24 protein-coding genes and 1 tRNA gene are annotated in these 26222 nt (G+C 64.2%); 12 read left to right on the top strand and 13 right to left on the bottom strand.

Annotated features, from left to right (window positions below; all coding sequences use genetic code 11):
* Positions 1–188 precede the first annotated feature (188 nt).
* Entirely contained in the window at positions 189–1259 is a 1071-nt protein-coding gene (gene chvE, locus CK218_RS24650) for a multiple monosaccharide ABC transporter substrate-binding protein (RefSeq protein ID WP_066996783.1), read from the bottom strand.
* 293 nt (positions 1260–1552) lie between these two features.
* Between chvE and CK218_RS24645 the strand changes: the two genes are divergently transcribed.
* Positions 1553–2542: a LysR substrate-binding domain-containing protein gene (locus CK218_RS24645; RefSeq protein ID WP_066996786.1), complete on the top strand. Its 990-nt coding sequence runs from the start codon at positions 1553–1555 to the stop codon at positions 2540–2542.
* A 122-nt stretch (positions 2543–2664) separates the two neighbouring features.
* On the opposite strand, the gene CK218_RS30770 is transcribed toward CK218_RS24645, so the two are convergent.
* Positions 2665–3120 (bottom strand): hypothetical protein, encoded by a 456-nt coding sequence (locus tag CK218_RS30770; RefSeq protein WP_170950356.1) that lies wholly within the window; start codon positions 3118–3120, stop codon positions 2665–2667.
* A gap of 251 nt (positions 3121–3371) precedes the next feature.
* Between CK218_RS30770 and CK218_RS24630 the strand changes: the two genes are divergently transcribed.
* Positions 3372–3827 carry a hypothetical protein gene (locus CK218_RS24630; RefSeq protein ID WP_141245831.1) on the top strand — a complete coding sequence of 152 codons (456 nt, stop codon included), beginning with the start codon at positions 3372–3374 and terminating at the stop codon, positions 3825–3827.
* An 87-nt stretch (positions 3828–3914) separates the two neighbouring features.
* On the opposite strand, the gene CK218_RS24625 is transcribed toward CK218_RS24630, so the two are convergent.
* A tRNA-Gly gene (locus tag CK218_RS24625) sits at positions 3915–3988 on the bottom strand.
* A 392-nt stretch (positions 3989–4380) separates the two neighbouring features.
* Here CK218_RS24625 and CK218_RS24620 point away from each other — a divergent pair.
* From CK218_RS24620 to CK218_RS24610, 3 genes are all read left to right on the top strand, one after another.
* Complete coding sequence (locus CK218_RS24620; protein ID WP_143749698.1) at positions 4381–5115, top strand: hypothetical protein; 735 nt, start codon at positions 4381–4383, stop codon at positions 5113–5115.
* The gene (locus CK218_RS24615; RefSeq protein ID WP_095829185.1) at positions 5094–5849 is read left to right on the top strand and encodes a glycosyltransferase; all 756 of its coding nucleotides are present in this window, start codon (positions 5094–5096) and stop codon (positions 5847–5849) included. The genes CK218_RS24620 and CK218_RS24615 overlap by 22 nt, the downstream gene beginning before the upstream one ends.
* Positions 5850–5998: 149 nt before the next feature.
* A complete protein-coding gene (locus CK218_RS24610) occupies positions 5999–6262 on the top strand; it encodes a DUF6460 domain-containing protein (RefSeq protein WP_066996803.1) in 264 nt (87 codons plus the stop codon).
* On the opposite strand, the gene CK218_RS24605 is transcribed toward CK218_RS24610, so the two are convergent.
* Positions 6237–7175 carry a histone deacetylase gene (locus tag CK218_RS24605; RefSeq protein WP_066996806.1) on the bottom strand — a complete coding sequence of 313 codons (939 nt, stop codon included), beginning with the start codon at positions 7173–7175 and terminating at the stop codon, positions 6237–6239. The genes CK218_RS24610 and CK218_RS24605 overlap by 26 nt on opposite strands.
* 123 nt (positions 7176–7298) lie before the next feature.
* Here CK218_RS24605 and CK218_RS24600 point away from each other — a divergent pair, with 123 nt between their 5' ends.
* Positions 7299–8639, top strand: coding sequence for an MATE family efflux transporter (locus CK218_RS24600; protein ID WP_066996809.1), 1341 nt, complete (start codon positions 7299–7301; stop codon positions 8637–8639).
* Here the strand turns inward: CK218_RS24600 and CK218_RS24595 are convergent.
* Both CK218_RS24595 and CK218_RS24590 read right to left on the bottom strand, forming a co-directional pair.
* Positions 8632–9711 (bottom strand): quinone-dependent dihydroorotate dehydrogenase, encoded by a 1080-nt coding sequence (locus CK218_RS24595; protein WP_095829184.1) that lies wholly within the window; start codon positions 9709–9711, stop codon positions 8632–8634. The genes CK218_RS24600 and CK218_RS24595 overlap by 8 nt on opposite strands.
* A complete protein-coding gene (locus CK218_RS24590) occupies positions 9708–10055 on the bottom strand; it encodes a DUF952 domain-containing protein (RefSeq protein ID WP_095829183.1) in 348 nt (115 codons plus the stop codon). Before CK218_RS24590 ends, CK218_RS24595 begins: the two co-directional genes overlap by 4 nt.
* Before the next feature lie 110 nt (positions 10056–10165).
* On the opposite strand from CK218_RS24590, the gene CK218_RS24585 reads away from it, so the two are divergent.
* Both CK218_RS24585 and CK218_RS24580 read left to right on the top strand, forming a co-directional pair.
* Positions 10166–10603: a hypothetical protein gene (locus CK218_RS24585; RefSeq protein ID WP_095829219.1), complete on the top strand. Its 438-nt coding sequence runs from the start codon at positions 10166–10168 to the stop codon at positions 10601–10603.
* A 121-nt stretch (positions 10604–10724) separates the two neighbouring features.
* Positions 10725–11384, top strand: a complete 660-nt coding sequence (locus tag CK218_RS24580; protein ID WP_066996819.1) for a response regulator transcription factor — start codon at positions 10725–10727, stop codon at positions 11382–11384.
* On the opposite strand, the gene CK218_RS24575 is transcribed toward CK218_RS24580, so the two are convergent.
* A complete protein-coding gene (locus tag CK218_RS24575; protein ID WP_095829182.1) occupies positions 11385–14870 on the bottom strand; it encodes a PAS domain-containing hybrid sensor histidine kinase/response regulator in 3486 nt (1161 codons plus the stop codon). It abuts the gene before it with no gap.
* Positions 14871–15120: 250 nt separating this feature from the next.
* On the opposite strand from CK218_RS24575, the gene mscL reads away from it, so the two are divergent.
* Both mscL and CK218_RS24565 read left to right on the top strand, forming a co-directional pair.
* Complete coding sequence (mscL, locus tag CK218_RS24570) at positions 15121–15543, top strand: large conductance mechanosensitive channel protein MscL (RefSeq protein ID WP_095777596.1); 423 nt, start codon at positions 15121–15123, stop codon at positions 15541–15543.
* 104 nt (positions 15544–15647) lie between these two features.
* Positions 15648–16814: a pyridoxal phosphate-dependent aminotransferase gene (locus CK218_RS24565; protein ID WP_095829181.1), complete on the top strand. Its 1167-nt coding sequence runs from the start codon at positions 15648–15650 to the stop codon at positions 16812–16814.
* A gap of 11 nt (positions 16815–16825) precedes the next feature.
* Here the strand turns inward: CK218_RS24565 and hemA are convergent, their stop codons facing one another.
* Positions 16826–18103: a 5-aminolevulinate synthase gene (hemA, locus tag CK218_RS24560; protein ID WP_095829180.1), complete on the bottom strand. Its 1278-nt coding sequence runs from the start codon at positions 18101–18103 to the stop codon at positions 16826–16828.
* 281 nt (positions 18104–18384) lie between these two features.
* On the opposite strand from hemA, the gene galE reads away from it, so the two are divergent.
* Positions 18385–19380 (top strand): UDP-glucose 4-epimerase GalE, encoded by a 996-nt coding sequence (gene galE / locus CK218_RS24555; protein WP_095829179.1) that lies wholly within the window; start codon positions 18385–18387, stop codon positions 19378–19380.
* A 182-nt stretch (positions 19381–19562) separates the two neighbouring features.
* The gene (locus CK218_RS24550; RefSeq protein WP_095829178.1) at positions 19563–20819 is read left to right on the top strand and encodes a D-amino acid dehydrogenase; all 1257 of its coding nucleotides are present in this window, start codon (positions 19563–19565) and stop codon (positions 20817–20819) included.
* Positions 20820–20904: 85 nt separating this feature from the next.
* Here CK218_RS24550 and CK218_RS24545 read toward each other — a convergent pair whose 3' ends face one another.
* The 5 genes from CK218_RS24545 to CK218_RS24525 are packed head-to-tail and all read right to left on the bottom strand — an operon-like array spanning position 20905 to position 26108.
* On the bottom strand, positions 20905–22269 hold the full coding sequence (locus CK218_RS24545; RefSeq protein ID WP_095829177.1) for an FGGY-family carbohydrate kinase: 1365 nt from the start codon (positions 22267–22269) through the stop codon (positions 20905–20907).
* Positions 22266–22580, bottom strand: coding sequence for an L-rhamnose mutarotase (gene rhaM / locus CK218_RS24540; protein ID WP_179294590.1), 315 nt, complete (start codon positions 22578–22580; stop codon positions 22266–22268). The genes CK218_RS24545 and rhaM overlap by 4 nt, the downstream gene beginning before the upstream one ends.
* A complete protein-coding gene (locus CK218_RS24535; RefSeq protein WP_095829175.1) occupies positions 22580–23581 on the bottom strand; it encodes an ABC transporter permease in 1002 nt (333 codons plus the stop codon). Before CK218_RS24535 ends, rhaM begins: the two co-directional genes overlap by 1 nt.
* Complete coding sequence (locus CK218_RS24530; RefSeq protein ID WP_095777442.1) at positions 23578–24555, bottom strand: ABC transporter permease; 978 nt, start codon at positions 24553–24555, stop codon at positions 23578–23580. Before CK218_RS24530 ends, CK218_RS24535 begins: the two co-directional genes overlap by 4 nt.
* A complete protein-coding gene (locus CK218_RS24525; RefSeq protein WP_245418765.1) occupies positions 24552–26108 on the bottom strand; it encodes a sugar ABC transporter ATP-binding protein in 1557 nt (518 codons plus the stop codon). The genes CK218_RS24530 and CK218_RS24525 overlap by 4 nt, the downstream gene beginning before the upstream one ends.
* Between the last annotated feature and the right edge of the window lie 114 nt (positions 26109–26222).

Here is a 26222-nt window from a genome sequence, read left to right as displayed (position 1 = left end):
CAGGAATTCCGCTCCCTGGCGCAGGCCTTCCGTTTCCGGAAAACGTTATGCGCGAAATCAACATACTGCAGTCTGGCTCGCGCCGCGATGGCGCATGGCGCTGCAGAAGCCGGCAAAAACAATACCGGGGTCGCTTCTGAACGAAAAGGGGCCCTGCGTCGCGCAGGACCCCTCCCTTAAAGGCTGGATTACTTCAGCTCTTCGGCCTTGATGTAGCCGGAGTCGACGACCAGCGCCTTGTAGTTCGACTTGTCGACCTCGTGCGGCGTCAAGAGAATCGAGGGAACGACCTTGACGTCGTTGTTGTAGGTCTTGGTGTCGAGGCCGTCGGGCTTGCCGCCGGAGAGCACCTTGTCGACCAACTGCACGGTGGCCTTGGCCAGCTCGCGGGTGTCCTTGAACACGGTCGAATACTGCTCGCCCGAAATGATCAGCTTGACCGAGGCGGTCTCGGCGTCCTGACCGGTCACGATCGGCCAGGGCTGAGCATCCGTGCCGTAGCCGACAGCGCGCAGCGAGGCGGTGATGCCGCGCGACAGGCCGTCATAGGGCGAAAGAACGCCATCGACGCGGCTGCCGTCCGAGTAGTTGGCCGAGAGCAGGTTGTCCATGCGGGCCTGTGCGGTGGCGGCGAGCCAGCGCAGCGTGCCGACCTTGTCCATGCCCATCTGGCCGGACTTGATCTTGATCGAGCCGTCGTCGATCAGCGGCTGCAGAACCGACATCGCGCCGTTGTAGAAGAAGAAGGCGTTGTTGTCGTCGGGCGAGCCGCCGAACAGCTCGACGTTCCACGGCTTGGTGTTCGGGAAGCGCTCCTTGAGGCCTTTGACCAGGGAATTTGCCTGGATCACGCCGACGCCGAAATTGTCGAAGGTGGTGTAGTAGTCGACATTCGGGGTCTTCTTGATCAGGCGATCATAGGCGATGGTGACGACGCCTGCGTCATTGGCCTTCTGCAGCGCATCGGCCATGGTGGTGCCGTCGATCGAAGCGATGATCAGCGCCTTCGGGCCTTTCGTGATCTCGTTTTCCAACTGGCTGAGCTGGTTCGGGATATCGTCCTGCGCGTATTGCAGGTCGACCGTGTAGCCCAGCGCTTCGAGCTGGGACTTGACGGCGTCGCCGTCGTTGATCCAGCGCTGCGAGGTTTTGGTCGGCATCAGCACGCCGACGAGACCCTTGTCGGCGGCGTGCGCCGAATAGGTCGTGGCGGCAATGCCAAGGGCCGCGACGGCGGCCAGCGTCTTGATGATCTTCACATTTACTCTCCCTGGTTGATGGACGCGACACCTCGGGGCTTCGCGGGCCGCGCAGTCGAACAGGAGCGCAATCGCGCCTCTGTCGGCTTTATCGATCTCCGGTATCCTCCCAATCGGCCCCGCGACGCAGTTTCAATCGATACGATTTTGCTCGTTGCCGATCGCTGCGTCTCGGAACGCGCGAAGGGTGTGTCCCTTTGACATAACTGTCAAATGCGATCTTTGCTGGTTGCTATACCGAAACTGGTATGATTTAGCGTAGCGCAGAGAACTGCCGGAGAGGCTGGGAAATCATGGCGGCGCTGCGCGATCCTGATACGATTTCAGGAAATTACGAGAAGCTTCCGGGGGACGGTGAAACGCTGCTGCGCAGCGGCCTGAGCCTGCGCCATATGCGGATGATCGCCGCGCTCGACGATCACGGACGGGTGAGCGCCGCCGCCCAGGTCATGAATATTTCCCAGCCGGCGGCCTCGCGCATGATTGCCGAGATGGAGGCGGTGCTCGACGTGAAATTATGCGAGCGGCTGCCGCGCGGCGTGACGCTGACCCCTTACGGTCAGGCGCTCGCCAGGCGCGCCCGCTCCATCCTGCTCGAAATGCGCGAAGCCGACCGGGAGATTTCGGAGCTCAAGGCAGGCAAAGGCGGCTCGGTGTTTCTCGGCGCCGTGACCGCGCCGGCGATCGAGCTGGCGGTGCCGGCGATTCGCGAGATCCGCCGCATCTATCCGCGCATCGAGATCACCATGCAGGTCGAGACCTCGAACGTGCTCGCCCGCGAGCTGATCGCCTCCCGCCACGACTTCATCATCGCCCGCATCCCCGACGACCTCAATCCGCGGCTGTTCGAATCGCGCGTCATCGGCATCGAGAAGGCCTGCCTGATCGTGCGCCGCGGCCATCCGCTTGCCGGCGGCGGGATGGTCGGCCTGGAGGAGACGGCTGCCTATGATTGGGTCTTCCAGTCCGGCGGCTCGCCCCTGCGCCAGGCGATGGAAAGCAATTTCTTGAACCGCAGCATCCCGCTTCCCGACCGCATCCTCAACACTTCGTCGCTGCTCTTGACGCTGGTAATGGTGGCGCAATCCGACGCCATCGCCCCCGTTTCAGTACAGGTGGCCAAGTTCATCCAGAGCGGCGACGGGCTGTCCGGAGCGATCGATGTCGTTCAGACCGAGTTCGACATCGAGGTCCGGCCCTACAGCCTGATCACGGTCAGGAACCGGGCGCTCTCGCCCGCCGCCAAGATGCTGCACGACTTCATCCTGCGCGAAGTGGGGTAATGGAACGAGAATGCTACCTGTGCGTTCAAACAGATCGGCAGTTCGCTGGAGCCCGTTTGGGTGAGGGAACCACCTGCCGATGCTGAACTATCGGGAGGTCTTTGATGGAACGTCGCTTGTTTCTAACTGGAATGCTTGGCGTTGCGGGGGCAGCGGCAATTGCAACCCTGGCTGGCCCCAGTAGGGCGGTTGCCGGAATTCCAAGCGGCAACGGAATTCTCGATGAACTCGATAAGCCCGATACCGCCGTCTTCGAGGATGGAGACGAACGGGCTGAAGTGGAGCAGGTTTACCATCGTCATTGGCATCACGGCCGTCGCCGCCGCAGACGGCGCCGCGTTTGGAGACGTGTTTGCCGCCGCTACTGGCGTCGTGGCCGCTGGCGTCGCCGCTGCTGGCGCGAACGTGTTTGGATTGGCTTTTGGCTTTAGGGGTCCATAGCGGTTCAGCTTTGGATAAGAGCCGCTCACCCGCAGTAAAGAACTGTTTTTACGGAATTCCGGACCGAGACGTGGTCCTGGATTGCTCAACCGGTCCAGAGCCGGCCGCCGCAAGGTGGCTGGCTTCTTTTTCGCCATAGATCGCGCGGCGATCCTCTTCTAGGGCCCAAGCCCCTCGCCTTTCGAGCGGCTCTTTCGTTTGCGCGCTTTCGCCGAACGAGGTGGCTCCCTTCGGAGTGCGGTCAAAAAGCACGTTGATTTTCCAGTCCCCCTGCTGTTGAGAGGATGCGGGCAGTTGGGCGATCTGGATGTTCGATGTTTTCAAAGCTGCCTGTTGTTAACCATCGCAATGTTAGCCTTGGTCTCGCCGGATGAGCGAGGTCACCAACATGCACGCCGATCTGCCGCGCGCGCGGGTTAAGCGGAGGCTGATAGCCAAGGCGCTAGCGTTCCTCGCCGCCGCCCTGACAACGCTGCCCGCAGATGCCGAAACGGTGCAGGAAAATCCCGGCGGTCAGATCGTGATCTTCGCTTTGCACGTCGCCGAGCTGCGCGCCGCGAACGAGCCTGTGGAATTTGACGGTGCCTGCGACAGCGCCTGCACGCTCTATCTGTCTTTGCCCGCCGAGCAGCTTTGCATCACGCCGCGTGCATCCTTCGGCTTCCATCTGCCTTACGGCGTCGGCGCCCATGAGAACGCAATCGCCGCCGGGTACCTGATCTCGCAATATCCCGACTGGGTTCGCCTGTGGGTCGAGGAACACGGCGGCCTGTCGCACACCATCGTGCGGATGGAAGCCGCCGAGGCCGCAAAGCATCTTCCCCTCTGCGGCGTGCTGGCATGACCGCTAACGGCAACGATCGCATTCGCCTTCGGCCGCTTGAGGACGCTCTGCCAGATCGCTGCGACCGCGCGGCACTGTAGCGAGGGATGGAGCGGGTAGCGGGAATCGAACCCGCGCGTTCAGCTTGGGAAGCTGACAGGCTACCATTACATCATACCCGCGCAACAGCCTCGTTACCATGATGGCCCCGCATCTAGCAATCGGCGATACATTGAAAGCCGAGAGCCATCCACCGGCGCTTTGACGCCGCGCCACAACATGGTAATGGCTCAGGGGTTAAGGGTGGGGACCCAGCTTGGAAATCAATGTTCGGAAGAGGAAGCGAGCCTCTCGCTCCGGAAAAGCCTTTGCTGTGGAAGATCTCGGATTCCTGCTGAGGCTTCCTCTTTTTGTATTCGTCTCTCTTTTCGTGCCTGAGAAGAGATGGCGCAGTGTCTGCCTTTGGCTGGAGCGGCTGAAACGGGCGCCTGAGTCTCGGCGCGACGTTGGTGACCAACCGGATCTTGCCGCCTTTGGCATAGCCGGCCGCGAGGACCGGCTCCGGGTCGACGCGATGCGCAGCGAACACAACATCCAGATCGTCCGCGAGTGGCTCGTCGGCTGGCGACCCGAGATCGAACTGCTCGGCGCCGAGCATCTCGATGCGGCGCGCGAACAGGGCCGTGGCGCCGTCCTGTGGATTGCGCATTTCGCCTTCAACGCGCTTGCGGCGAAGATGGTTTTCGCCAAAGCCGGCTTCGACGTCTATCACGTCAGCAGGCCGGAGCATGGCTTCTCGAAATCGCGCTTCGGCATCCGGTTCCTCAACCCGATCAGAACCTGCGTCGAGCTCAGACATGCGGCGGGCCGTATCGTGATCGACCGAGCCAATCCCGCCGCCAGCATGAACGAGGCGAGGCGGTTGCTTCGCCAGGGCAAGTTTGCGTCCATCACCGCTGGCGCCTGGGAGGGTGAGCTGCTGGTGCGCGCGCGGATCGGCCAGTCGGCCATTGAATTTGCCGGCGGCGCGCCCCGCTTGGCCAGGATCGCCGGCGCTCCCCTGCTGCCGGTCTTCGTCGTTCGTGACGACAGGACAGGCAAGATACGGGTGACTGTGGAAAATCCGATCGATCTTGATCGCAGCCAGGACAAGGCCGAACTGATCCAGAGCGCCGCGCAAGACTTCGCCGATCGGCACCTGGCCTATCTGAAGGCCAGTCCCCACCAGTGGCGCGACTGGGGCAAGTTGAAGGCTCACCAAGGCACCCTGATCGAGACGGAAGCCGGATGCCTCTCTTCAGCATTCTGATCACCGACGACGGCAGCGAGCACCTTTCCGGGCTCGTTGCCGAAAACATCCAGTCGCTCACGGCTGCTCATCCGGGCGAAGAGCACCGCCTGTTCCGGGAAGCGGCGTTGGCGGAGTTCATTTCGACGCATTTCGGAGCAGAGGTGCTTTCGGCTTTCAGGACGCTGCGACCTTATTCCTACAAGGCGGACCTCGCCAAATATTGCCTGCTCCATGAGCAAGGCGGCCTTTATGCCGATCTCTCCTATTTCTTCCTGCGCGGAGTGCCTCGCGGCGATGGAAAATTGTCGATCTTTCGCGATTTCCTCAGCTCGACCCCTTGGGACACCAGCATCGGCGTTGTTGCCGCGCCGCCTCGCCACAAGGCGCTCGCCAAGGCGATCGAGCTTGTCTGCGCCAATGTGAAACGGGAATATTACGGGCCGACTGCGCTCTGCCCCACAGGCCCGACCTTGTTCGGCAAGGCCGTCGCACTGACCTGCGAGCCGGAAGACCTCATCGTCGGCGAAGCCCTCAGGTCGGTGCCGTCTGCTGCGCCTCTTCAGGCGTCCGCGGATTTCGGCCATTGCCTCAGCCATGATGGCGAGCCGGTCGCGATCAAGCGCAAGCGGGGCGGCAAGCCGATATCGCACCTCGGTATCGGCGGCGGCAACCGCTACAACAGGCTGTGGCGCTCCAGGGAAGTCTACCGCGACCGGCCGCTTTGGGCCCGCATCTTCCGATGGCGGATCTGACCGTGCGAGCCGCGTGTGCCGGCCGGATCGGGCTATCAGGGCTGCCAGCACGATGGCTTCGCGCGCGGCCTTCGGCTTGATGCCGGGTATCCGAGTGCGTATTTCTGAGGTCGCCCCCCGAATCGGGCAGCTCGAACCGGAGAACGGCCTTGTCCGCACTGACACGCTTTCTCGGCGACACGCCACTCAGGGTGCTTGTAAAGCTGCTGGTGGTTTCCTTTCTCGTCGGCCTCGTCATGCACGCTTTCGGCTGGTCGCCGATGGACGTGCTCTACGGCATCCGCCAGTTCTTCATCGACCTGTGGAACCTCGGCTTCCATACTCTCGACCGCTTCCTGGGCTATATCCTGCTCGGCGCCGCGATCGTCGTGCCCGCCTTTATCCTGCTCAGGATTGCGAGCTACAGGAAGTAGCCTGGCGAGCGTCAGCATACGCGGCCGCGACCTCGAACAGAATGGCGTGGCGCGCGGCAAGCGCCGGCACGTCGCTCGAATAGCCGCCGCCGATGACGCCGCATAGCGGGATGCCGGCCTTGCGGAAATAGCTGATGACCAGCTCCTCTCGGCTGCGCAGGCCGTTGTCGGTCAATGTCAGCCGGCCAAGCCGGTCCTCGGCATGGACATCCACGCCGGCATTGTAGAACACGATGTCCCAGCGCCGCCTTGCGCAAAGCTCTGGAAGAATGGCGCCGAGCCGGTCGAGATAGGCAGCGTCGCCGGTGCCGTCCGGCAGCGCGATATCGACATCGGAGGCGATCTTGCGCGCCGGATAATTGCGTTCGCCATGCATGGAAAAGGTGAAGGCGCGCGGCTCATCCTTCAAAATGTCCGCCGTGCCGTCGCCCTGATGCACGTCGAGATCGACGACCAGGATGTTTTCGACGGCGCCCTCCGCAAGCAGGACCAGGGAAGCCACGGCCACGTCGTTGAAGGTGCAGAAGCCCGCGCCTTGGGCACGCCTGGCATGGTGGCTACCGCCGGCGGCGTTGCAGGCTATGCCGTGTTTCAGCGCCAGCCGCGCCGCCAGCACCGTGCCTGCCGTTGCTAGCTGCGCTCTCAATGACACGCGCTGGCTGACCGGGAAGCCGATCTCGCGCTCGATCTTTTCAGGCACCTCGCAAGTGAGCACCTGGTCGACATAGCCGGCCTCGTGCGCGAGCTTGAGCCACGCCGCCGGCGCCCGTTCCGGCATCGAAAGCGCTCCCGCTGCTGCCAGCCCGCGGCTGTGCAAAGCCTCCATTAGCAACGGATATTTGCTCATCGGAAAGCGGTGATTGACGGCAAAGCCGGCGTCATAGTCGGGATGGTGGACGATCTGCAAAGGCATGATGGGGCGGCCTGCGCCAGAGCTGGAATTCGGTTAGCCGTCACCCGATGGCGATTGCGCGGCAGCGGCAAACTGGGGCACATCGGCCATTCTAGCAAGCCGCAATGAGCAAGGCAGCAATCCTTGGACAAGGGTGCGACCCACATCAACGCCGGGACCTTCATCGTCACCAACCGGTCGGTGCTGGCGATCGCGGTGCCGATGACCCTTGCCTATCTGACGACGCCGCTGCTCGGCATCGTCGACACCGCGGTGATCGGGCAGTTCGGCGATGCGGCTCTTCTCGGCGGACTGGCGGCAGGCGCGCTGGTCTTCGACGTCGTCTTCACCACCTTCAACTTCCTGCGCTCCGGCACCACCGGCCTCGTCGCCCAGGCTTTCGGACGCGGCGATCCGCTGGAGGAGCAGGCGGTGCTCTGGCGGGCCGTGCTGATCGCGGTCGTCGCCGGCGTGGTGCTTGCAGCACTTGCGCCGCTGTTTGCGGTAGGCGGCCAGTGGTTCATGGGCGCCGAGCCGCGTGTCAGCGCGGCGATGTCGGTCTATATCCGCATCAGGCTCATTGCCGCGCCCTTCTCGCTCATCAACTACGCCATCTTGGGCTACGTGCTGGGGCGTGGCGAGGGCGGGATAGGGCTGATGCTGCAGGCCGTGCTCAACGGCATCAACATCCTGCTCTGCTTCCTGCTCGGCCTCGAGCTCGGCTGGGGCGTGGCGGGCGTTGCCTGGGCGACCGTCACCGGCGAGTTCCTGGCCATGCTGCTCGGCCTTGCCATCGTGCTGAGGCGGTTCCGCAAGCTGGAGCGGCCGTCGCGCCGGCGCATCCTCGACCTGCCGGCCTACCGGCGCATGCTGTCGCTCAACCGCGATATCATGATCCGCTCCTTCTCGCTGCTTGCCGCCTTCGCGCTGTTCACTAGGCAGGGCGCCCAGTTCGGCACGGTGACGCTCGCCGCCAATGCCGTGCTGATGAACTTCTTCCTCGTCGCCGGCTATTTCCTGGACGGCTTCGCCACCGCGGCCGAGCAATTGGCCGGCCGCGCCATCGGCGCGCATGCGGCCGCCCCTTTCCGGCAAGCCGTACGGCTGACGCTGATCTGGGGCTTTGGCCTGGCGGCGGTCGCCAGTCTTACCCTGCTGACGGCGGGCGCACAGCTGGTGGCGATGGTGACGACCGCTCCGGAGGTCCGCGCGGTCGCCGACATTTATCTGCCCTGGGCCGCCTTCACCGCGCTGAGCGGCGTGCTTGCCTTCCAGATGGACGGCGTCTTCATCGGCGCCACCTGGTCGCGCGACATGCGCAACATGATGCTCCTGTCCTTCCTGGCCTTCGCCGCGGCGCTGATCACGCTGGCGCCCGCCTTCGGCAACAACGGCCTATGGGCCGCACTGCACGTCTTTTTGCTGGTGCGGGGTTTCAGCCTGCTTGCGGTGCTGAGGCTCAGGATGCGCACGGCGTTCAGCTGATCGGCTTTGAAGCCCAGCGCTCGCAAGCCGAGTCGCGCAAATCCTGGATCGAGCCAAGCCGCTCGCGCTCCACAAACCGCGCCATGCCGGCAACGATGCGGCCAGGCAGCGCCGGGCCGGCATAGATCATGCCGGTATAGAGCTGGACGAGATCGGCGCCGGCGCGGATCTTCTCCAGCGCGGTTTCCGCCGAGTCGACGCCGCCGACCCCGACGATCGTCACTTGTGGGCCGAGCAGCTTGCGCATCCGGGCGAGTACCGCCGTCGAGCGCTCGAAAAGCGGCTTGCCTGACAGCCCGCCGGCTTCGCCGGCCAGACTTGCGCTGCGCAACCCGACCCTGGCAAGCGTCGTGTTGGAGACGATGACCCCGTCGATCCTTTTCTCGATGACTTCGGCGGCGATGTCTTCCAGTTCCGCTTCGACGAGGTCCGGCGCGATCTTGAGGAAGATGGGCGGCTGAACCGACGCAGCCGCGCGCGCCGCTACCACGCGCGACAGGAGTTCGCCCAGTTGCTCGCGCGCCTGCATGTTGCGCAGGCCCGGCGTGTTGGGCGAGGAGATGTTGACCGTCAGATAACTGGCATGAGCCGCGAAGCGGGCGACGCCGCGCTCATAGTCGGCAATGCGGTCGGCGCTGTCCTTGTTGGCGCCGATGTTGACGCCGACAATACCCGGCCGCCCTTTGCGCGCGGCAAGCCGTCTTTCGGCGGCCCCATGCCCTTCATTGTTGAAGCCGAGCCGGTTAATCACCGCTTCGTCCGCGGTCAGCCGGAAGATGCGCGGCTTTGGATTGCCCGATTGCGGCAGCGGCGTGATGGTGCCGACCTCGGCGAAGCCGAAGCCAAGCCCAAGCAGCGCGTCCGGCACTTCTGCGTTCTTGTCGTAGCCGGCCGCCATGCCGAGCGGGTTCGGAAAATCGAGCCCGCAGACGCTGACCTCGAGCCGCGCGTCGCGCGGGGGAGGCGAGGCGGCCGGCAGGCCGCAGCGCAAAGCCGCGATCGACAGGCCATGCGCCGTTTCCGGGTCGAACGAGAAAAGCAGCTTTTGGCCGATCCGGTCGAGCACGCTCATTCGCCCTCCAGCGGCGGGAATTCGTGGCCGTCGGCGCCGAGCGGCAACGGCTTCACCCAGAGAACGGCGTCGATTGCGAGCGCGGCGTAGAGATGCGGGAACAGGGCGCCGCCGCGCGACACCTCGTATTTCAGCGCGTCGCCCAGCTTTGCCGCGTCGACAGCGATCAGAAGCAGGTCCGCCTGGCCGGCGAAATGCTTGGCCGCCGTCTCGCGCACCTGGGCAGCGGTGGAGAAATGGATGAAGCCGTCGGCGATGTCGATCGGCGCCCCGGTGAAGCGGCCGTTCCGTTCCGCTTCGCGCCACATGGCTTCAGGCGCGATCTTGTAGATAAACTGAGACATTGGCGCGCTATAGTCCGAACGATCCATGGGGGAAAGGGTGCTTGCGAACTCTTCCCCATTTCAGGCGCAAACCTGTGATATTGTTCGCACAACGGCTCATGGAGGATAACATGCGTCTGCAGCACATTCTGATCCCGGCGGCGCTTTGCTCGCTGGTCGCCGCATCGGCCTATTCCGAGGAGACCGACCGCTATCGGCTCGAAAAGTCCACCAACGGCTATGTCCGCATGGACACCCAGACCGGCGCCATGTCGATCTGCGAGGAGCGCTCCGGCCAGCTCGTCTGCAAGTTGGCCGCCGACGAGCGCTCCGCCTTCCAGGACGAGATCGACCGGCTGCAGAGCACGGTGAAGGCACTCGACGAGCGCGTCGCGAAGCTCGAGAACTCGCTCTCGGCCCGGCTGGAGTCCCAACTGCCGAGCGAGGAGGACTTCAACAAGACGATGAGCTACATGGAGCGCTTCTTCCGCAGCTTCATGGATATCGTCAAGGACATCGACAGGCAGGAAGGCGACGGTGGCACGAAGCCCAGCCCGCAAAAGACCTGAGCTCCCGGGAAAAAGCCTGCGCGCGCGGCCTTTGCTGCTTGAAAACGCGCCGCGCCGCCGCATAATCGTTCCGATCCCGTAAGAAAGCACACAATCGGCGATGGGATCCGGGGAGGAATATTTGCCGTCGGGCCACACTTTCGTCATTGCCGACGACCATCCGCTGTTTCGCGGCGCGCTAAAGGAAGCGCTGGCCGGCATAGGCGACGTTGCCGCCATCCATGAGGCCGGCGATTTCGAAAGCGCCAAGGCGCTGGTCGTCGCCAATGAAGACATCGACATGGTGCTGCTTGACCTGTCGATGCCGGGCGCCAGCGGCCTGTCCGGACTGATCTCGCTGCGCGGCATCCATGCCTCGGTGCCGCTGGTGGTGGTGTCGGCTCATGACGATCCAGCCACCATCCGCCGCGCGCTCGATCTCGGCGCGTCCGGCTTCATCTCCAAATCGGCAAGCATGGAGGAGATACGCAGCGCCGTCCTGACTGTGCTTGCCGGCGATATCGCAGCACCCGCCGGCATCGAGCTCGGCGTCGAGCGCGACCCGGAGATTTCCGATCTGATCAAGCGCCTGCAGGCGCTGACGCCGCAGCAGACGAGGGTGCTCGGCATGTTGGCCGAAGGCCTGCTCAACAAGCAGATCGCCTATGAGCTCGGCGTCTCCGAAGCCACCATCAAGGCGCATGTCTCGGCTATATTGCAGAAGCTCGGCGTCGACAGCCGCACCCAGGCGGTCATCCAGCTTTCCAAGATCGGCGGCGACCCGCTGCAGCCGGTGAGCTGATCATTCCGCCGCGGGCGCCAGTGCCCTGACCCTTGCCATCATCGAGCGCAGCACGGCAGGCTTCAGCGGCTTGTTGATCACCGGCACATCAAGCAGACCAGCAGCAGTGCGCACCTCGCTGGAGCGGTCTGCGGTGACCAGCACGCAGGGCAGGTCCTGGCCGTAGGCGGCGCGCAGCCTGGTGATGGCGTCGAGCCCGGTACCGCCGTCGAGATGATAGTCGGCGAGCACCACATCCGGCCTTGCCGCACCCGGGCGCATCAGGTCCTGCGATCCCGAAGCGGTCTCGACGCTGCAGCCCCAGCCTTCGAGCAGCAGTCGCATGCCGTCGAGGATGCGCGCGTCATTGTCGATGCACAGCACATTGAGTCCGGCAAGTGAGGATGGCGCGCGGGCGGGGGCCTTTCCCATCTCGCGCGGCGGCGCCGCGATCGCGGCGACCGGCAGGATGACGGAAAAACGCGTGCCCTTGCCGGGGTTGGAGAAGATGCGGATTTCGAGCCTGAGAACCCTGGCGATGCGGTCGACGATGGAAAGGCCAAGGCCAAGGCCTTCGGCTTCGCGCGCGCCCTCGTCCAACCGGGTGAATTCGTGGAAGACGGTGTTGAGCTTGTCGGCGGCAATGCCGATGCCGGTGTCGATCACCTGGATCTCGGCCAGCTCGCCGCGCCTTCTCACGCCGACCAATATGCGGCCTTCGCGCGTGTATTTGATCGCATTGGAAACGAGGTTCTGGATCAGCCGGCGAAGCAAATTGCGGTCGGTCATCACGCCGAGCGACGACGGCATGATTTTCAGGCCGAGCTTCTTTTCGGCGGCGAGCGGGCGAAAATCGTTGCCGATCTGGCCAAGCAGCCCGCCGAGGCTGAAGGCGGTGTCCTCGGGCTTCAACGCGCCGGCGTCGAGCCGCGATATGTCGAGCACCGCGCCGAGGATGGTCTCGACCGATTCCAGTGAGGATTCGATGTTGGTCGCGGCCCTGCCGGCCGGCCCCTTGCCGGCCTTCTCGATCAGCGAGGAGCAATAGAGCCTGGCGGCGTTGAGCGGCTGCAGGATGTCGTGGCCCGCGGAGGCGAGGAAGCGCGTCTTGCTGAGATTGGCTTCCTCGGCAAGCATCTGCGCCTGCGCCAGCTCCTCGTTGACGCGGGTGAGCTCGGCGGTGCGGCTCCTGACCCGCTGCTCCAGCGATTCATTGGCCCGCTTCAGCGCCAGGTCCTGCTCGACGCGGCCGGAAATGTCGGCATAGGTGGCGACGATGCCGCCGTCGGGCATCGGGTTGGAACGCAGCTCCAGGATGCGGCCGCTGGTCCTGAGCTCCATCTGCCAAGGACCGACGAAGCTGGTCAGCCGGTTGAGCATCGTCACCCGCTGGTCGGCGGCGACATCGCCGCGCTCGGCCAGATGCCGCAGGATCTGGTCGAGCGACACGCCCACTTGGCCCATCTCGTCAGGCAGATCGAACAGCGCCCGGTATTGCCGGTTCCAGCAGATCAGCCGCAAATCCCGGTCGAAGACGGTGATGCCCTGCTCCATCTGGTCGAGCGCGATCTGCAGCAGATCGCGGTTGTGCTGCAGCGCCTCGGTGGCGTCGTCGAGCAGCCGGAAGGCGTCCTTGGAGTCGCGGTCGTTGCGGCGGAACAGCAGCGACAGGATAAGCCGCGCCGACGACGAGCCCACGGCGCTCGCCAGCAACTGCTCCGAGAACCGGATGACGTCCATGCTGGCCTGTTCCTTGCCGTGCAGGGAGACGTTCGCGTTCTTCTCGAAGGACTGGAAGGAGCGCTCGGTGCGCTCGACGCCGAGATAGCGGGAAATCGTGTCCTTGAGGTCGTTGACCGTGACGGCGGTGCGGAAGCGGCGCAGGCTTGGCATCGGCCCCGCCTCGCGCGGCACGAAGATCGCCGCCTGGATACGCTCCAGTGGCACCGATGCGCGGGACAGCGAACCCATCACGAAGAACAGCGTGTTGACTGACAGGCTCCACAGCACGCCGTGGTTCAGCGGCTCGCCGACGGTGCCGAACAGCGCCTGGGGTCTCAGCGCCTCGAAGCCGAACAGTCCATGGACGACAAAGTCGGAGCCGGGACCGACGAGGGAAGGGAGCAGCAGCGTGTAACCCCAGACCGCGATGCCGGCGACCATGCCGAGGGCGGCGCCTCGGCCATTGGCGCGGCGCCAGATCAGCCCGCCGATCAGGGCGGGCGCGAATTGCGCGATCGCTGCGAAGGACATCAGCCCTATCGAGGACAGCCGCGCGCTGTTGGTGCTCTCGCGATAGTAGAGGAAGGCGATGAACAGCATGATGAAGATCGACGCTCGCCGAACGTTCAGGATCAGCGTCGACCAGTCTTCGTTCTCCGAAGAAGTGGTCTTGAGCAATCGACGCACGAACAGCGGGATGACGAGGTCGTTGGAGATCATGATCGACAGCGCCACGCTCTCGACGATGACCATGGCGGTGGCCGCCGACAGGCCGCCGATGAAAGCGATCATCGCCAGCACGTCGTGGCCGCTGAATAGCGGCAGCGACAGGACGTAGAGGTCGCTGCTGGTCCTTGCGCCGACCAGCGACAGCCCGGCAAAGGCGATCGGCAGGACGAACAGGTTGATCGCCACGAGATAGAGCGGAAACACCCAGGTCGCGGTGCGCAGCTCGGCCTCGCTGCGATTCTCGACGATGGTGACGTAGAATTGGCGCGGCAGCATCAGGATGGCGAAGCCGCTCAAGGTCGTCAGCACCAGCCAGGTGACCAAGGACGTGTTGTAGCCCATCGCCTGGCGCACCTCGGCATTCGCCCCGAGCGTCGCCAGCATGTCGCCGGGGCCGCCGAAGATGAGAAAGGTGACCATAAGGCCGATGGCGAGGAAGGCTGCGAGCTTGACCACCGTCTCGACCGCGACCGCCAGCACCAGCCCGTCCTGGTGCTCGGTGGCGTCGGCGTGGCGGGTGCCGAACAGGACCGCAAACAGCGCCAGCAGCATCGCCACCACCAGCGAGATGTCGCTTACAAAAGGATCAAAGGAGGGCGGCGATCCCGTATAGTGCTCGATCATCAGGCTGACCGAGCCGGAGATCGCCTTGAGCTGCAGCGCGATGTAGGGCACGGCGCCGACCGTGGCGATCAGCGTGGCGATCGCCGCGACGGCAAAACTCTTGCCGTAGCGGGCGCCGAGAAAGTCCGCAATCGAGGTGATCTTTTCGCTCTTTGCCAGCCGGACGATGCGGTTGAGCAGCGGGAAGCCGAACACGAAGACCAGCACCGGGCCGGTGTAGATGCCGAGGAATTCGAGACCCCGCTCGGAGGAGAGCCCGACCGAGCCGAAGAAGGTCCAGGAGGTGCAGTAGATGGCGAGGCTGAGCGCATAAATGGAGGGCCGTGCGCGGCCGAGTCCGGCTGCCACGGAGCGCCGGTCGCCGACGCTGGCGATGGCAAAAAGCAGCGTCACATAGGCGATCGCGATGATGACGACGAACCAGCCTTGCACGGTTCGAACTTCCTTCCTGACCGGCTGCTCGTCCGGTTATCAAACGCAACCACAGCTTTGACGCCAAGTCCACCGCGGCTTTCGGCGCATAGGTGCTTGGTGACGCCCAGAAGCGCGAACCAGTTAGGCACAAACCGGCGGCTCCGCCCTTTTTCCGGTTTTGCAACTGGGGGTTTTTGTTATTGTGGCTTCGGGGTCGGTGCCGGAGAGCCGGGGCGGCAGCGCGGCCCGTCATGGCAAGGAGGGTCGGATGCTGAAAGAATTCCAGGAATTCATCTCCAAGGGCAATGTGATGGACTTGGCCGTCGCCGTCATCATCGGCGCCGCCTTCGGCAAGATCGTCGATTCGCTGGTCAACGACATCATCATGCCGATCATCGGCGCGATTTTCGGCGGGCTTGACTTCAACAATTACTTCTTTGGGCTGTCCTCCAATGTGCACTCGGCCACGCTGGCCGAAGCCAAGAAAGAGGGAGCCGTTTTCGCCTATGGCAGCTTCATCACCGTCGTGCTGAATTTTCTGATCCTCGCCTTCATCATTTTCCTGATGGTCAAGGCGGTGAACAATCTGCGCAGGCGGCTGGAGCGAGAGAAGCCCGCGCCTGCCGCGGCGCCGCCGCCGGCGGATGTCCAGCTTCTGACCGAAATCCGCGACCTGCTCGCCAGGAAATAACGCATCCAACGCTCTTCGCTGGACCAAAACCCCGGCCGCTTGCGGCTGGGGTTTTCTGTTCAGTGATCTGGTAAGAGCGCAGCAAAACGAGCACGGATTTGTCCATGACCCTGATTGAGACCTTGCGCGCCGAAGCCCGTGCTGCCCCCGAAAGCGGCATTGTCGCCGTCGTCAATCACGGCCGCTTGCACGAAGGCCTTATTCCGCTCTGGGCCGGAGAGGGCGACCTGCCGACGCCTTCCTTCATCAGCGATGCCGCCGCAGGCGGCCTCGCCAATGGCGAGACCTTCTACACCTGGCAGAAGGGCATTCCCGAGCTTAGGCAGGCGCTCGCCCGCTACTATGCCAGGCATTTCGGCCAGCGCTTCGCCGAGGAAGAATTCATCGTCACCGGCTCGGGCATGCATGCCATTCAACTGGCCATCGACGCGATCGCCGGCAGCGGCGACGAGGTCGTCTATCTTTCGCCGGCGTGGCCGAATTTCGCTGCCGCCGCCGGTGTTGCCGGCGCTGTTCCCGTGCCGGTCACGCTCGACCAGTCCGGCAATGGCTGGTCCTGCGATGTCGACAAGATCGCAGCCGCCATCACGCCGCGTACCAAGGCGCTGTTCATCAATACCCCCTCGAACCCGACCGGCTGGACAACCGACAAGGAAACGCTTCAAGCGATCCTCGATCTGGCCCGCACGAAGAAGCTTTGGATCATCGCCGACGAGATCTATGCGCTGTTCCACTATGGCCACGGCCGCGCGCCGTCTTTCCTCGATATCGCAACGGCGGAAGACCGCATCCTGTTCGTCAACAGCTTCTCCAAGAACTGGGCGATGACCGGCTGGCGAGTCGGCTGGATCAAGACGCATCCGGCGCTGCAGCAGGTGTTCGAGAACCTGATCCAGTATTCGACCTCGGGCGTCGCCCAGTTCATGCAGCGCGGCGCGGTTGCGGCCCTCGACAAGGGTGACGGCTTTATCGTCGAGCAGGTGGAGCGGGCACGTGCGGCGCGCGATCTGGTCTGCGACATCCTGGGTGCCACCGGCAAGGCGCGCTTCACCGTGCCGCAAGGTGCGTTCTACCTGTTCTTCACCGTCGACGGCATCACCGATTCCCGCGCCGCCGCCTTCGACATCGTCGACAACGCCAATGTCGGCCTGGCGCCCGGCACGGCCTTCGGCCCCGGCGGAGAGGCTTTCCTCAGACTATGCTTCCACCGCCGCCTCGATCAGCTTGAGGAAGCGGCAAATCGCCTGGCGAAATGGATGAAGACGGTCTGAGACGGGCGGCTTCAGCCGCCTGATTTCGGCACCAGGAGTGGAATAATCCGGTCGCTCTTGGCGACGGCCGGGCGGCCGGAGGCGGCATAGGGGATGCCGAGTGCGTCCCAGGTCTCGACCAGCGCGTCCTGCAGTTCGGCGATCAGCGCGTCCGAATGGAACGGGGTGGGCGTGATGCGCAGCCGTTCGGTGCCGCGCGGCACCGTCGGATAATTGATCGGCTGGATGTAGATGCCGTGGACGCCAAGCAGGCGGTCGCTCGCCATCTTGCAAAGCTCGGGATCGCCGACCAGCACCGGCACGATATGGGTGGCCGATTCCATCACCGGCAGCCCGGCCGCGGCAAGCACCTGCTTGGCCCGCGCTGCCTGGCGCTGCTGGGCGTCGCGCTCGGCCTGCGAGCGCTTCAAATGCCTGATCGAGGTGGTGGCGGCCGCCGCGATCGCGGGCGGCAGCGCGGTGGTGAAGATGAAGCCCGGCGCATAGGAGCGCACCGCGTCGATCACAGCGCTCGTGCCGGTGATGTAGCCGCCCAGCGTGCCGAAGGCCTTGGCCAGCGTCCCCTCGATGATGTCGATGCGGTCGGCAAGACCCTCGCGCTCGGTGATGCCGCCGCCGCGCGCACCGTACATGCCAACAGCATGCACCTCGTCGATATAGGTCATGGCGTTGTAGCGCTCGGCGAGCTCGACGATCTGCTTGATCGGCGCGATGTCGCCGTCCATCGAATAGACGCTTTCGAAGACGATCAGCTTGGCGCGCTCGCGTCCTGCCGCCTGCAGCAGGCTTTCCAGATGCGCAACGTCGTTGTGGCGGAAGATCTTCTTCTCGGCCCCGGAACGCCGCATGCCTTCGATCATCGAGGCATGGTTCAACTCGTCCGAGATGAGCAGGCAGTTGGGCAAGAGCCTGGCGATGGTCGAGATCGAGGCTTCGTTGGAAACGAAACCGGAGGTGAAGACCAGCGCCGCCTCCTTGTCGTGCAGGTCGGCGAGCTCATGCTCCAGCTCGACCAGCGGGTTGGACGTGCCGGAAATGTTGCGGGTGCCGCCGGCGCCCGAGCCCATCCGGCCCGCCGCGTTCTGGAAGGCGGCGATGACGTCCGGATTCTGGCCCATGCCGAGATAGTCGTTGGAGCACCAGACGGTGATTTCCTGGGCGCGACCGTTGGAGCGCCAGATGGCGCGTGGAAACTTGCCCACGATGCGCTCGAGGTCGGCGAAAACGCGGTAGCGCCGCTCGGCATGGAGCTGGTCGATCGCGTCTTCGAAGAACCGCTGGTAGTTCATGTCGGCTTCCCAATTTTGCGCCGGATCATAGTCACGGGCCTATGTTACGTCCACCGCGCCGCACCGGTCAAAATGCCACGCCCCGCGCCTGTTCCTAACGATGCCGGATCATGGCCTATTCCCGGGGATGTGAACCAGCTTTGTTTCGGTACGATGCCTCGGGCAGGCGGAACTGTTACAGACTTAACACTAAAATGGGAGGCTAATGGGCTTACGGCGGGGTTTCCAGCATGGCGGCTGTTGAGACAGTTTCCGATAAATCTTGATCAGCGAGGTAAGCGATGACGGTTTTGGTGACGGGCGGTGCCGGCTATATCGGCAGCCACATGGTCTGGGAGCTTTTGGACGCCGGCGAAAGTGTCGTCGTGCTCGACAGGCTTTCCACCGGCTTCGAATGGGCGGTGGCGCCCGAGGCGAAGCTCGTCGTCGGCGACGCCGCCGATCGCGATCTGGTCGGCCGGATCATCCGGGAAAACAAGGTCGACGCCATCATCCATTTCGCCGGCTCGATCGTGGTGCCGGAATCGGTCGCCGATCCGCTCGGCTATTACGAGAACAACACCTGCAAGACGCGCGCGCTGATCGAAACCGCCGTGCGCGAGGGCGTGCCGCACTTCATCTTCTCGTCCACCGCAGCCGTCTATGGCGGCGCCGGGCTGGAGCCGGTGCGCGAGGACGCCCGGCTGGCGCCGGAATCCCCTTACGGCCTCTCCAAGCTGATGAGCGAGTGGATGCTGCGCGATGCCGCGATTGCGCACGACATCCGCTATACGGCGCTGCGCTATTTCAATGTCGCCGGCGCCGACCCCAAGGGCCGCACCGGACAGTCGACGCCCGGCGCCACGCATCTGATCAAGGTCGCCTGCGAGACGGCGCTCGGCAAGCGGCCATTCATGCAGGTCTTCGGCAAGGACTATCCGACACCGGACGGCACCTGCATCCGCGACTACATCCATGTGAGCGATCTGGCGGCGGCGCACCGGTTGGCACTGCAGCGGCTGCGCGATGGCGGGGAGAGCCTCGTCGCCAATTGCGGCTACAGCCATGGCTATTCGGTGCTGGAAGTGATCGACAGCGTGCGCCGCGCCTTCGGCCATGATTTCGACGTTCGCATGGGTGCGCGACGGCCGGGCGACGCCGCCGCCGTGGTCGCCAATTCCGACCTTGCCCGCAAGGAGTTCGGCTGGACGCCGCAGCGCGACGATCTCGACCAGATCGTCAAGGACGCGCTGGCCTGGGAACGCATCCTGACGACCAAGAACTCCGTTCGAAACTAAGCAGTTCAGGAAAGTGTGTAGCGGTTGGGTTCGGCGACTTCGCCGTAGCCTTCGTCCCGGAATTGCGTAAATGACACTGACCTGTTGGGCCAAGGGCTCGTCCGGCGCTTTTAGACGCGGTATTGAGGCTCATGCGGCGGTGCGCCGAAGGCGCACTATTGGAATGAGCCTTGAGGGACGGCATGAAGGTCTTGGTGCTCGGCGCCGGCGTGGTTGGCACGGCGGCCGCCTACTATCTGGCTAAAGACGGTCATGAGGTGACGGTGATCGAGCGCCATGAGGCAGCGGCGCGCGGCACCAGCCAGTCGAACGCCGGCCTGGTCTCGCCGGGCGACGCCACAGCCTGGGCCTCGCCGGCGGCGCTGAAGACCTTTTTGCGCGCGCTCTGGAACCATGACCTCGGCATCAAGGTCCGGCTGCGCCTCGATCCGTATTTCTATGCCTGGAGCCTGCGCTTCCTGCGCGAATGCACCGTAGCGCGCCTGCGCGCCAACACCGACGTCAAGCTGAGGCTCGCGCTCTATTCGCGCGACTGCATCAATGCGCTCTCGGAGGCGACCGGCATCCACTACGACGAACGCAAGAAAGGCATCCTCTACTTCTTCCGCTCGCAGAAAAGCTTCGACACCGGCACCGCCAATTACCGCTATCTCGGCGAGCACGGCCTACCGATCGAGATCGTCGGCCGCGACCGCCTAGCCGAGCTAGAGCCGGGCCTTGCCGACGTGAAGGACAAGATCGCCGGCGGCATCTATTCGCCGATCGACCAGACCGGCGATTCCAAGCAATTCGTCGACAAGCTCGCCGCCTATGCGGCCGAGAAGCTTGGCGTCAGGTTCCTGTTCGGCACGACAATCGAGGGTCTCGACATCGAGGGCGACCGGGTGCGAGCCGTGATGACCTCGGCCGGACCGGTTGCGGGCGACGCCGTCGTCATCTCGATGGGACCCGAAAGCGGCCTGTTCGGCCGCCGCTACGGCATCGACCTGCCCGTCTACCCGGTGAAGGGCTACACCGTGACCGTCCCGCTCGATGACGAGAGCAAGGGCCCGACCATGGGCGGCGCCGACGAGGACCGGCTGATCGGCTATTCGAGGCTGGGCAACCGGCTGCGGATGTCCTCGACGGCGGAATTCATAGGCTTCGATCGCAGCTTCAAGCCGCGTGATTTCAGAACCATCCTGGAAACCGGCAAGGACCTGTTCCCGGGCGCCTTCGACGAGAAGAAGGCGCTGCTTTGGGCAGGCCTGAGGCCGATGATGCCGAGTTCCGTGCCCATCTTCGGTCAGGCGAAATACCGCAACCTCTATCTCGACACCGGCCACGGCCATCTCGGCTGGACCATGGCTTGCGGCTCGGGAAAATTCCTGTCCGATCTCGTCGCCGGCCGCAAGCCGGAGATCGATCCGCAAGGGTTGCTTTACGCGACATCGGGCTGAGACGTTCGGTCGGCAAGTTGCCACTGGCCTATGTCGGCGCTGGTCGGCGCGACCTGTCAAGTTGTGGCAAATACCATGGCGCGGATCACGTCCCGACGACCCGCTGCCACGCTCGCGCGTAATCATGCCAAGCCGGATCTGCGGGTGGCTCGGTCCGCTCGCCTTTGCTCATTGCGGTAGCGCCGTCTGACGCCAGCAGTGCCGCGCCGATGCTCGTTCCTGTCGACGTCTCCGACGCAATGACAGCCCGTCCCGTTGCCGCCGCCAGCATGCGGATGAAAAGCGGGTTCCGCGCAAAGGGCCCTTCGACCGTCGTCCGCCCGTCGCCGCCAATCAACTCCAGGCAGGTCGCGGTCATCAGCGCCAGATAGAACGAGATGGCGGCGAAGCGCTGGCCGGGGGGCAAGCCCTCGGCGTTGACCCATTGCGCGGCATGGTGAGGGAATGGCCCAGACCCCTGTTGGGTTGAAGGCAGCAGCAAGGCCTGGCGTGCCAGCACGGCGGCAACATCGGCCTCGGTCCAGTCCTGCGCCTGGCCCTCGGTCAGCAGCGAAAACTCGCGTCCACCCATGAAGCGCGCCGACGGCACGGGATGGCCCTGCGCATTGACATTGACCAGCGTGTCGCGCGCCGCATCGAGCTCGACCTTCTTGCCGCCGACCGCCATCGAGACCACCCATGTGCCGGTCGAGACGACGGAGAAGGGCGGCCGATCGGAGAACAGATGCGGGAGCAGCGAAGCGTTGGAGTCGTGCAGGCCGCAGAACACGGGAGTCGCGGGGTCGAGCCCTGTCAGTCGGGCAATCGCCGGCAGGATCGATCCGAGCCTGTCCTTCGCCCGACGCACGGGCGCCATCAGCGGACGCCAGCCCATCCTGTCGACCAGCGAGGAATAGTCGGACGTCCAGGGGTTCCACAGATCGGTGTGGCAGCCCAGCGATGTCACTTCGTTGGCGGCGACGCCGGTCAGCCGCAGCGCCCAATATTGCGGGTACATCAGGATCGCGGCGGACTTGGCGAATTCCACTGGAAAGCGCTTTTGCTGCCAGAAGAATTGCGCGCCGAGATTAAGGCCGATGGGCAACCGCGGCGTGCCTGTTTCGGCGAAGGGAGCGCGTACGGCGTCGTAGTCGGCCGCAAGCTGGTCGGGGCCGTCGAATTCATAGTCGAGCACCGGCAGCACCAGTTCGCCGGCGGCGTCGACCAGCGCCCCGGTCGCGCCATGCGTGGTGATCGAGATCGCATCGATCCGCCGCTCGCGGTTGATATCGGCGAGGCTGTTCAGGATGAACGTCCACAGCGCCTCGACATCGTGATGCGGGTAGGGCGCCTGCCAAACGGGCGCGTTCGCGGTGCGGCGCAGCGCTATCTCGCTCGGCGTCGTGAGCTCGACCAGCGCCACCTTGGCGTTGGTCTTGCCGATATCGATGACGGCGACGTGGCGGATCATGCCATATGGAACATGGTTTCCAGCGGCACCGCCACCGGCTCATTGTCGGGTTTGGTTTCCATGAGGTCGGCCATATGCGCCCACCAGCGCTGCATCACAGGATGTTTCGGCAGGTCGGCCATGCCGTGATCGTCGCGTCGCCACAGCACGCCGAAGAGGATGCTGGTCTCCTCGTCGAGATGGATCGAATAGTCGGAGACGCCGGCCTCTCTCAGCAGCTCCGCCAGTTCAGGCCAGATCTCGTCATGGCGGCGCTTGTACTCGGCCTTCATGCCGGGATTGAGCTTCATCTTGAAGGCGTGTTTCTCCATCAGGCGAAACGTCCTTCGCGCAGCCGCCGCCAGACGATCGGCAGCGCAATGACGATGATCAGCAGCAGGCCGATGAAGATCGACATGACGATGCCGGGCACGTTGAGCAGGCCGAGGCCGAAGGTCACCAGCCCCATGATGAAGGCGGCAAGCACCACGCCGAGGATGCTGCCGGCGCCGCCGAGGATCGACACACCTCCCAGCACCACCATGGTGATGGCCTCCAGCTCATAGCCCTGCGCGATCGACGGCCTTGTCGAGCCGAGCCGCGACGTGATCAGCACCGAGGCGATGCCAGACATCAGCCCGGTGAGGCAGAAAAGGATGAACTTGATGCGGTCGACGCGCACACCGGAGAACTGGCAGGCGACCGGATTGTTGCCAATGGCAAAGACGCGCCGGCCGAAGCTCGTGCGATGCAGCACGAACCAGTAGACCAGCGCCGCGAGAAGGAACAACGCCAGCTCGAACGAGAAGACCCACCAGACATAACCCTGGCCGAAGAAGGCGAAACTTTCCGGATATCCCTTATAGGCCTGGTCGCCGAGGATGATGAAGGCGATGCCGCGAAACAGGCTCATCGTGCCGATGGTGACGACGATGGAGGGCAGGCCGAGCCTGGTGACGAGCAGCCCGTTGAAAGCGCCGCAGCCGAGCCCGACGGCGATGCCGATCGCGACCAGCACCGGCGTGCCGGCGCCAGCCTGCACCGCCATGCCCATCATCGTCGAAGCGAGCGCGACGATCGCAGCAACCGACAGGTCGATCTCGCCCGAGATGATCAGCAGCGCCATGGCGAGCGCGATCAGGCCCTTTTCGGTGAAGTTGAAGGTCAGATCCGAGAGTGACCAGGGGTCGAGGAAATAGGGCGAGGCGAAGCTGTTCACCGCGAAGATGAGGATCGCGATGACGACGAGCAGCGCCTCCCAGGAAAAAATCGCCGAAGAAAGCGGCTTGTCGAGCCGGTCGGGGATATGACGCGGGGCAGGGGTGTCGGTCATGCCGCTTCCGCCTTTCTGAGGATGATGCGGCCCTGCCGGCGCTCGCCGCGCGCGTTGAGCACCACGGCCAGGATGATGGCGCTGCCCGAGATCGCCATCTGCCAGAAGGGCGAGATGTTGATGACCGGTAGCGCGTTGGAGATGATGCCGAGGAAGAGCGCGCCGAGCACCGCGCCGCCGACCGAGCCGATGCCGCCGGCGATCGAAATGCCGCCGATGACGCAGGCGGCGATGATGTTGAGCTCATAGCCGTTGGCGACCTCGACCGAGGCGATCACGTAACGCGAGATCCATAAGTACCCGGCAAGCCCGCCGATCATGCCGGAAATGCAGAAGACGATGAACTTGGTGCGACCGACATCGATGCCGGCATAGACCGAGGCGGTCGGGTTGACGCCGATGGCATAGATCGAGCGGCCGATCTGCGTGCGCGTCATCGCCAGAAAGAACAGCGCAATGACGAGAAGCGCGATCCACGACAGAACCGGCAGGCCGAGGAAGGCGGCGCGCTGGAAGTTGATGAAGTCGGGGCTCATCTGGTCGGCATTGACCCAGGCGCCGCCGGAGACGACGAAGGTGGCGCCGCGATAGATGGTGAGCGTGCCGAGCGTGACCACGATGGACGGGATATTCAGCCGCCACACCAGGATGCCGTTGATGGCGCCGAGCAGGAGGCCGACAAGCAGTGCGATGACGATCAGCACCGGGATCGGGATCGCCGGATGGGCGGCGTTGAGCATGGCCACCGCCATGCCGGTGAAGCAGAGATTGGACGCCATCGACAGATCGATCGAGCGCGTCAGGATCACCACCATCTGGCCGAGCGCCAGGATCATCAGGATCGAGGTGTCATTGAACACCTGGCGCAGATTGGCCGGATCGGCAAAACCGGGGAAGCGGGTCGAGATCAGCCCGATCAGCAGGACGATGCCGGCGAGCAGCCAGATCTCGCGGTATTTGAGAAAATTCTTCATGCCGCGATCCCCGCTGCGGTCCTGACCAGCGTCTCGGCGTCGAGGCCTTTGTTGTCGTAGGTGGCCGCGATACGGCCTTCACGCATGACGACGACCCGGTCGGACATGCCGAGGATTTCCGGCAATTCCGAGGAGACCATGATCACCGATAGCCCCTGCGCCACCAGCTCGGCCATGAAGCCGTGCACGGCGGCTTTGGAGCCGATGTCGATACCCTTGGTCGGCTCGTCGAGGATGATCACCTTCGGCGTCGTCGCCAGCCATTTAGCGATGACTACTTTCTGCTGGTTGCCGCCGGAAAGCGTGCCGACATCCTGGCTGAGCGACGACGCGCGCAGGTCCAGCCGCTCGGTGTAGGAGCGGGCAAGTGAGAATTCTTCCGCCAGCTTGAGCACACCGGATTTCGAGGTGCGCGCAAGCGAAGGCAGCGATACGTTCTGAAAGATCGGCAGGCCGATGACGACACCCTGCTTGCCGCGCTCTTCCGGCACATACACGATGCCGGCCTCGATCGAATCCGCCGCCGATTTCGGCGCGATTGAGTTGCCGTCCAGCGAAATCGTGCCGCGGCTGGTGCGCGTGATGCCGGCGATCGCCTGCATCACCTCGCTGCGGCCGGCACCGACCAGGCCATAGAAGCCGAGGATTTCGCCCTTGCGCAATTCGAAGCCGATATCGTCGAACTCGGTCGGGTGCGACAGGCCGGAGACCGACAGCACCGGAGCGCCGATCTTCGGCTCGCGCTGCGGAAAGATGTGGTCGACGTTGCGGCCGACCATCATACGCACGATCTCGTTCTGGCCGGTGTCCTTGAGCAGGCCTTCGCCTACCATCTCGCCGTCGCGGAAGACGGTGTAGCGGTCGGCGATGCGGTAGATCTCGTCGAACTTGTGGCTGATGAAGAGCACCGCCTTGCCTTCGCTCTTCAGGAATTCGATCAAGAGGAAAAGCTCCTCGATCTCCTTCATCGAAAGTGCGGCGGTCGGCTCGTCCATGATGACGATGCGCGCGTCGATGGACATGGCGCGCGCCACAGCCACCAGATGCTTGTTGGCGATGCCAAGGTCCTTCAGCCGAGCATCGGCGTCGATATGGCCGGCGCGCATCGTCTCCAGCACCTCGCGCGCATTTTTGCGCATGGTGCGCCAGTCGATGGTGCCGAAGCGGGTGCGCGGCGCATGGCCTAGGAAGATGTTTTCGGCGACAGAAAGGTCGTCGAACAGCACCGTCTCCTGATGGATGGCGGTGATGCCGTGGGCGAACGCGGCATGGGCACTGGGCAGCGCCGTGGCCTGGCCGTCGATGCTGATTTCGCCGGCGTCGGGCTGGTAGATGCCGGTCATGATCTTGACCAGCGTCGACTTGCCGGCGCCGTTCTCGCCGATCAGCGCCGTCACCTGTCCGGGATAGAGCGACAGGCTGACATTGTGCAGCGCCCGAACGCCCGGAAAACTCTTGGAGATGCCTGAGAGCGTCAGGCGCGGGGCCAATTTGCCCTCGCCCTCGCGGGGAGGGTCGCGAACAAAGTGAGCGGGATGGGGGTTGTCTAGCATATCAAGTTAAGGTCCTGGTGCATGGAAGCGTCGTCGCCTCCGCCCCGTCTCGCCAGTTTTGCTTCGCGACACCGCCTCGCCGACCCTCCCCACAAGGGGGAGGGTGCAAGCTCC

Source organism: Mesorhizobium sp. WSM3879, from assembly GCF_002294915.1.
GTDB lineage: Bacteria > Pseudomonadota > Alphaproteobacteria > Rhizobiales > Rhizobiaceae > Mesorhizobium.
Note: the sequence above shows the minus strand (reverse complement) of the source record. Positions and strands in the feature narration are given on the sequence as shown.

Coding starts and splice junctions, on each gene's coding strand:
- CK218_RS24645 (WP_066996786.1), top strand. CDS start 1,553: ATGGCGGCGCTGCGCGATCCTGATACGATTTCAGGAAATTACGAGAAG.
- CK218_RS30770 (WP_170950356.1), bottom strand. CDS start 3,120: ATGGCGAAAAAGAAGCCAGCCACCTTGCGGCGGCCGGCTCTGGACCGG.
- CK218_RS24630 (WP_141245831.1), top strand. CDS start 3,372: ATGCACGCCGATCTGCCGCGCGCGCGGGTTAAGCGGAGGCTGATAGCC.
- CK218_RS24620 (WP_143749698.1), top strand. CDS start 4,381: ATGCGCAGCGAACACAACATCCAGATCGTCCGCGAGTGGCTCGTCGGC.
- CK218_RS24615 (WP_095829185.1), top strand. CDS start 5,094: ATGCCTCTCTTCAGCATTCTGATCACCGACGACGGCAGCGAGCACCTT.
- CK218_RS24605 (WP_066996806.1), bottom strand. CDS start 7,175: ATGCCTTTGCAGATCGTCCACCATCCCGACTATGACGCCGGCTTTGCC.
- CK218_RS24595 (WP_095829184.1), bottom strand. CDS start 9,711: ATGAGCGTGCTCGACCGGATCGGCCAAAAGCTGCTTTTCTCGTTCGAC.
- CK218_RS24590 (WP_095829183.1), bottom strand. CDS start 10,055: ATGTCTCAGTTTATCTACAAGATCGCGCCTGAAGCCATGTGGCGCGAA.
- CK218_RS24585 (WP_095829219.1), top strand. CDS start 10,166: ATGCGTCTGCAGCACATTCTGATCCCGGCGGCGCTTTGCTCGCTGGTC.
- mscL (WP_095777596.1), top strand. CDS start 15,121: ATGCTGAAAGAATTCCAGGAATTCATCTCCAAGGGCAATGTGATGGAC.
- CK218_RS24565 (WP_095829181.1), top strand. CDS start 15,648: ATGACCCTGATTGAGACCTTGCGCGCCGAAGCCCGTGCTGCCCCCGAA.
- hemA (WP_095829180.1), bottom strand. CDS start 18,103: ATGAACTACCAGCGGTTCTTCGAAGACGCGATCGACCAGCTCCATGCC.
- galE (WP_095829179.1), top strand. CDS start 18,385: ATGACGGTTTTGGTGACGGGCGGTGCCGGCTATATCGGCAGCCACATG.
- CK218_RS24550 (WP_095829178.1), top strand. CDS start 19,563: ATGAAGGTCTTGGTGCTCGGCGCCGGCGTGGTTGGCACGGCGGCCGCC.
- CK218_RS24545 (WP_095829177.1), bottom strand. CDS start 22,269: ATGATCCGCCACGTCGCCGTCATCGATATCGGCAAGACCAACGCCAAG.
- rhaM (WP_179294590.1), bottom strand. CDS start 22,580: ATGGAGAAACACGCCTTCAAGATGAAGCTCAATCCCGGCATGAAGGCC.
- CK218_RS24535 (WP_095829175.1), bottom strand. CDS start 23,581: ATGACCGACACCCCTGCCCCGCGTCATATCCCCGACCGGCTCGACAAG.
- CK218_RS24530 (WP_095777442.1), bottom strand. CDS start 24,555: ATGAAGAATTTTCTCAAATACCGCGAGATCTGGCTGCTCGCCGGCATC.
- CK218_RS24525 (WP_245418765.1), bottom strand. CDS start 26,108: ATGCTAGACAACCCCCATCCCGCTCACTTTGTTCGCGACCCTCCCCGC.